The organism is Allobosea sp. P4_E12 (assembly GCF_056401655.1).
In genome coordinates, this window is sequence record NZ_JBFUIY010000088.1 from 1 (window position 1) to 6010 (window position 6010).

Annotated in this window: 8 protein-coding genes; 2 read left to right on the forward strand and 6 right to left on the reverse strand. The window is 60.8% G+C overall.

The genetic code is table 11. The features are described 5' to 3' along the window. The 6 genes from AC1DW9_RS35945 to AC1DW9_RS35970 form a co-directional block, all read right to left on the reverse strand. On the reverse strand, positions 1-254 hold a 254-nt coding region (locus tag AC1DW9_RS35945), incomplete at its 3' end, for a twin-arginine translocation signal domain-containing protein (protein WP_476855375.1). Beyond that, positions 251-529 carry a chaperone NapD gene (locus AC1DW9_RS35950; RefSeq protein WP_441509145.1) on the reverse strand — a complete coding sequence of 93 codons (279 nt, stop codon included), beginning with the start codon at positions 527-529 and terminating at the stop codon, positions 251-253. The genes AC1DW9_RS35945 and AC1DW9_RS35950, both read right to left, overlap by 4 nt. Further along, positions 522-1031, reverse strand: coding sequence for a ferredoxin-type protein NapF (gene napF / locus AC1DW9_RS35955; RefSeq protein ID WP_441509146.1), 510 nt, complete (start codon positions 1029-1031; stop codon positions 522-524). The genes AC1DW9_RS35950 and napF overlap by 8 nt, the downstream gene beginning before the upstream one ends. Positions 1032-1041: 10 nt before the next feature. Next, the gene (napE, locus tag AC1DW9_RS35960) at positions 1042-1230 is read right to left on the reverse strand and encodes a periplasmic nitrate reductase, NapE protein (RefSeq protein WP_441509124.1); all 189 of its coding nucleotides are present in this window, start codon (positions 1228-1230) and stop codon (positions 1042-1044) included. A gap of 126 nt (positions 1231-1356) precedes the next feature. After that, positions 1357-1590, reverse strand: a complete 234-nt coding sequence (locus AC1DW9_RS35965) for a hypothetical protein (RefSeq protein ID WP_441509125.1) — start codon at positions 1588-1590, stop codon at positions 1357-1359. A 119-nt stretch (positions 1591-1709) separates the two neighbouring features. Further along, positions 1710-2153, reverse strand: a complete 444-nt coding sequence (locus tag AC1DW9_RS35970) for a hypothetical protein (RefSeq protein WP_476777513.1) — start codon at positions 2151-2153, stop codon at positions 1710-1712. Positions 2154-2980: 827 nt separating this feature from the next. Here AC1DW9_RS35970 and AC1DW9_RS35975 point away from each other — a divergent pair. Beyond that, a complete protein-coding gene (locus AC1DW9_RS35975) occupies positions 2981-3499 on the forward strand; it encodes a YcnI family copper-binding membrane protein (RefSeq protein ID WP_476777512.1) in 519 nt (172 codons plus the stop codon). Positions 3500-3544: 45 nt separating this feature from the next. Then, on the forward strand, positions 3545-5134 hold the full coding sequence (locus AC1DW9_RS35980; protein WP_441509127.1) for a copper resistance CopC/CopD family protein: 1590 nt from the start codon (positions 3545-3547) through the stop codon (positions 5132-5134). The last annotated feature ends 876 nt before the right edge of the window (positions 5135-6010 follow it).

The window sequence follows — 6010 nt, forward strand, 5'->3', positions numbered from 1 at the left end:
ACGACGCAGTTCAGGCCGCGATTGACCTCGGCCTTCATGTCGCCATGGGTGGCGATGACCTTGCCTTCCTTGACGCCGACCATCACGCCGCACCCCGTGCCGCAGAAGCGGCAGGGCGCCTTCGACCAGGTGATCTCCAGCGTGTCGACGCCRCCSRCGACRGGCTGKGCTTCGGCGGGSAGRCTCATATTGGCRGCGGCAGCGGCGATGCCCGCCGCCTGCGCCTTCAGCATCTCGCGACGGGATAGGGTCATGATCCAGCTCCAGTGTCGTCGAGGGCGATGATCTGTTCGAAGACGAAGTTTGCCGAAAGSACGCCGTCCATCAGTGCGATGCCGGTGAGCCTGCTRCCCATCTCGCCGGTGCTCTCGGCTTCCATCACGATGACGATCTTGCCGTTCTCGACACGATGAACCTCGGTGCCCGGCAGGGCATTGATCTGGCGCACGACCGCGTCGCAATGCTCTGGAAAGGCGGTGACGACGGCACTGGAAATATGGATGGTGCGGGCCGCTTGGGCTTCAGGCATGGGCTGCCTCTGCTGCCGTGGGGCAGGTTCCGATGGCGGCGGCCGGGCAGGCCGCGATGCAGGCGCCGCAGCCGGTACACTGAGTGGCGGTGAGGACAGGCAGGGCAGGGCCACCAAGGCGCGGTCGGAAACGGATCGCCGCTTCCGGACAGGCATCGCCACAGCTCTGGCAAACGATGCCGCGGGCGGCAAAGCATGTGTTCCCGATCACGGCGACGTGCTGGAAAGCAGGCCGCCCGCGATCGAAGACCGGCTCCGGGCAGGCTGCGGCGCAGGCGCCGCAGAAGCTGCACTCGCCGGAGCTGAAATCGATCTCGGGCCGCTGCCGGGCATCGAGCCTGAGGATCGCTTGCGGGCAGGCACTGACGCAGGCGCCGCATCCCGTGCAGGCGCTCGCGATTGTCTCTTCGAGGGACCAGGGTGGACGAATGACGTCCGGTTCCGAGGGAAGAAGCCCCTTCAGGAACCCACGTCTGCCGAGATCGATCCCGTGCTCTGCCATGGCCGGGCCCTCACCGTGGTGGGCCGGGCGGTCCGAAGACCACTTGCAGCATCCAGACCAGGAAACCATAGCCGCCGACGACGCCGACCGCGATGATCGGCCAGATCAGGATCGCCAGGACGATGAAGGCAAGGAACTCCTGCCGTCGCGTTACAGGCCTGAATTCGGCCCGGGTTTCGGCTTTGGCACCATCGGACATCACAATACCCGCTCCCGAGATGACGTTGCGGCGGCGCTCTCAGCTTCATTCCTTAGAAAATCTTCAGAGAAGCTAGACCCCCATGCGCCGCCTTGTCGAGTGCCGACGTCACGCCGGGCAGTTCTTCTAGCCACTGATCGGGTTTCCCGTCTGAGGGGGCAGAACCGGGCATTTGGTTTCCGTCAATGGCGGTCCGTCGCGCAGGCAGTGACCTTGAGCGCGGCCCACTATGATCCATTGCTCGATCTGCTTGCCCAGCGAATCACCCTCTCCGTCGCGACCCGCGAGGTAGCGCTCGCGTTGTGCCTGTTCCATTCCCTCAAGCACTGCTAGCCAGTCTGCGTAATTCGTTCTGGTCATCCCGGCCTCCTCTGCTGCAAACCTTGCAAAGGCAGTCGCTGAAACCGCCTGTAGCTCGACCGGACCGCTTGAAGCCCAAATTCGAGCCCATTCGTGCCCACCCCAAGATTGAAGGGTCATCAGGTCCGGCCTCGCATTGTCACTCGATCAAGCGCGAACCCACGCTGCTTCATGGCCAAGTGGTCCTGTCTCCAGATTGCGGATGGGGCGAGTTCGAGCGCGATTGTTCGAAGTCCAAGCTCGGCAGCCAAATTATTGGCGAAGCACATAAGGGCCTCAATCAGTGCGGAGCTTGGCAGCCGGACCGATGCCAGTTCCGAAACAGCCAATGTGGCTTCGGACGAAAGCGATTGTACAACGTCATAAGAAAATATGCCGTGAACGCAGCCGCGCCTGTCGTTGAGCGCAATCAGCCCGCGCGTCTTGCCGGACATTTGATCAGAACCCTGCAAGTAGTGCGACCACGCACATGCAGAGATACCAGGATGGGCTGAAACCATTAGCGAATAGGTTGCTCGTTCCTGCTGCTCTGTGACCCGTGCCGCCTCGAATAAGTCATCCATTTTGATCGCACGCGTGCTGGAGCGGAGAGTCGGCAGCAAAGATCAACGCCCCTACAGCTGCATTGATGCAGATCAAGAAGGCGAATGCAGAGGCCGGGCCAAGCAGTTGGAATGTGACAAGCGTAGATCTTCAGGAACGGACCTCGATCCCGTCATGTCGAAGATTGCAAGCAAGCGCCTGCGGCCACGCTGACGCGCCTACCAAGTTGAATCCTGTTTGCGCCGCATCAATTGGCGTCCCTTGCTCGGGTGATAATCGGTGACCCAGGAGGGTAGTTCGTGTCTGGGCACCGAAGCACGTCAGGATCAGCTCGGTGGGGCGCAATCGGCCTCGCCTATCTGATCGTGTTTCAGGCGGTCGTCACAGGCCTGATATCCGGCGCACACGGCGTGGTAGTCACGGTGGATCGGACTATCGCTCTCACCCATTGCGCGACCAGCGCTCCTGGCTTCGGGGGCTCATCAGATCACGCACAGCCTGATCTGATGTTCGATTGCTCATTGAACTGCGCATTCTCCGCAAACATCGCGATCAATCCCGCAGCCAGTTTCTTCCCGGTGTCTTATCGCGTTGCGAACCAGACCGGATTTGCTCCGTATCCCCAGGTGCCGCCGGGATTTTACTCAGGACACTTTCCCGCAAACCCGCGTGCGCCCCCCGCCTGAGCTTTCCCGTAGGCGCAGCCTTCCATGCCTGGCGCTGGTTCAGATCGCCGAGTGTTTGACGTCGGCTCTGAGTTCTACGGACCACCCGCTGTTTACTTCTCTGCCAACCGGGACATAGGCGCCCGAAATCCACCCAATCAGCTTGCCTGAAGGAACTCGCTATGAAAGCCCATCTGATTGCCGCTTTGATTCTTGCCGCCGGCACAACGGGGGCAGCAGCTCACGTCACGCTTGAAACTCAGCAGGCCGCCATTGGCTCGACCTACAAGGCGGTGGCGCGCGTGCCGCACGGCTGCAAGGGTGCCGCCACCCTCAAGGTGCGCGTCAAAATTCCCGAGGGCGTGATCGCTGTGAAGCCGATGCCCAAACCGGGATGGACGCTGGAAACTCTCAAGGGCGAGTACGCCAAGTCCTATGACTACTATGGGACGCCGACTTCGGAAGGCGTCAAAGAGGTGGTCTGGAGTGGCGGGAAACTGCTCGACGAACACTATGACGAGTTTGCCTTTCGCGCTTACCTCACGACCGACCTGAAGGCTGATACAGCGCTATATGTGCCAATCGTCCAGGAATGCGAAGGCGGCGCTGTGGAACGCTGGATCGAAATCCCCGCACCGGGCAAGACCAGTGACGACTACAAGTTTCCGGCGCCGAGCCTGAAACTGATCCCCAAGAAGTAGTCACCGAAGCGGCCGGATCTTGGTGTTCGATCCGCAAGGACTATCATGATCCGGCGCCTTCGCCTCTTCATCATTCTCCTGGTCAGCTCAGGTGCGGTTGTTGTTGCCGCGGCTGGGCAGGCCGCTGCCCACGCGGCACTAACTGCTGCGACGCCGGCAGATGGTGCGATCGTGGCGATGGCACCATCTGTGTTGACGCTGAGCTTCAGCGAGCCAGTCTCCCCCCTCCTCCTCAAGCTCATTCCGCCAACTGGAAAACCGCAAACTCTCGATCGCTATGAATTGAGAGATCGCTCGTTGGCCATCAAGGTTCCGATCGGCCTCAGCAACGGCACACATGTGTTGAGTTGGCGGGTGGTTTCCGAAGATGGGCATCCGGTGGGGGGCGCGCTCGTTTTCTCAATCGGTGCTGCAAACATCCGGGCACCCGACATAGACGTTCACGCCGACCGCGCGGTGCTTTTTCTACTTTGGGCGACAAAGCTCGGCCTTTATCTGGTACTGTTTCTCGGCGTCGGCGGCGCGGCCTCGGCGGTATGGATCGCCCCCCTGCCGGTCGCGGCGCGCTTGTTCTCCGCAGGCCTCATGGGCATGGGATTGGGGGTTCTGCCCCTCGCGGTCGCGGCGCAAGGGCTGGATGTACTTGGCGCGACCGCGGCCAGCTTTTTCGATACCGCAGTCTGGAAAGCGGGTGCTAGCAGCGCCTTTGGCGTGACCGTGATGATGGCGGGCTTTTCCATCGCCACAGGGTTAGCCTCGATCGCCACTCAAGGGATAGCGCGAATTGGACTGGCCTGGAGCGCCTTGGCTGGGGTCGGGCTGGCTCTTGCGGCCAGCGGGCACGCCAGCGCTGCTACCCCCCAATTCCTCATGCGATCGGCGGTGTTTATTCACGGAGTAGGCATTGCCGCCTGGACCGGCGCTTTGTTTCCATTATGGGTCGCGCTCCGTAGCCGGAATAATGCAGCTCTTCTGCGGTTTTCGAGGCGGATTCCGCTTTTCGTCGGCGGAATCCTGCTGAGCGGCTTGGCTCTGACGGTCGTTCAGGTCGAGCGCATTTCGGCGATCACCAACACGGAATATGGTTGTGTGCTCGTGCTTAAGCTGCTCTGGGTCGCTGTGCTGTTGGGGGCGGCGGTATGCAACCGGTACATGCTGACTGTTAAGGTCGTGGGAGGCGATATCCCCGCGAAGGCTCGGCTGCGGCGGGTGATTGCCACTGAGATCGTGCTTGGTCTGCTCATCTTTGGCACTGCCGCTATGTGGCGCTTCACGCCGCCGCCACGGGTCCTCGCGCAAATATCTGCCCAACCGGCGTCTGCGCACATCCATACCCCCAAGGCCATGGTCGATATCAGGCTGACGCCGGGCCGGGTTGGGCTCGCAAGCCTTTCGTTGAAACTGCTCGATCGCAGCTTCGAAGCTTTGCGGGCCAGAGAGGTCACGGTCACCCTGTCCAATCCCGTGGCAGGAATCGAGGGGATCGAACGTCCAGCCTATCAGGCCGGTGATGGCACTTGGCGCGTCGACGAAGTGCTCGTTCCCATGCCCGGCCGCTGGAATATTGAATTCGAAATTCTGATCTCAGACTTCGAGATGCTTCGCCTTAGCACCACAGTCGAGGTCAAGCCGTGATCGGAGGCGTCGTCCGACTGCCTCGCATGCGTCACCGGGACCGTGAGGACGAGCGACGATTTTCCGATCATAGATCAAAAGGTCCACGCCTCTACGCAGAACAATAATACGGCATTCGGTAGCAAAGACAACCGAGCGCTTAGCAAGCGGCTCAACCGGAGAGGTTCTAGGCTCCTCAACGTCACTGAAAGATTTGTGAGGCATCTACCGCATCGAGCAAACGTTCCGAATGTCGCCAGGTGGACGGGAAACCACGTTTGGCTATCCGCCCGTAGCTACCGATTGGGATGTCTGCTTCTCGGCAGTTGAAAGGTAACTATAGGCGCTCCGAGATTGCGTCACTTGGTCCAACGCGGGTGTTTCATGGCAAGAATGGGCGCGTCGCAAGCCTGCACACTTACTAAAGGATTCTCCGCCGAACGTGTATGTCGAGCTGATTTCTGCGCTTGACACGTTCCGCTGAACTTCAGCCTTTGATGGTTGTTCCATCCTAAAGAAGATGACAGGTGTGCCGCAGTCGTCTGCGGGTCTTCCGAGCGACCATCCTACCGGATCGAATGCCTGCAGCAGGGGGGATTGCCTATCTCGCCGGCCTGCATATTGTTGGGTAACTTCTTGACAATGCCGGATACCAATCTGGCGGCTCTCGACAAGTATTCACTGGCTGACGCGGTCCGGATTTCGACCTTCCGGTCCCTCTCTCGAGCACCGCGAGCCGCGCTGTGTGATGACCGGGGGGAGAGCGAATGGTTGCCGGGCTGACTGTCGCAGAACGCCAGAGTGCCATCACGATATCAGCGCTTGTCGCCTTCTGCGGGCTCGTGATGGCGATCGCCGGGCACGACGACCTCATGGGGGTTCATGGCGTCATCGTCC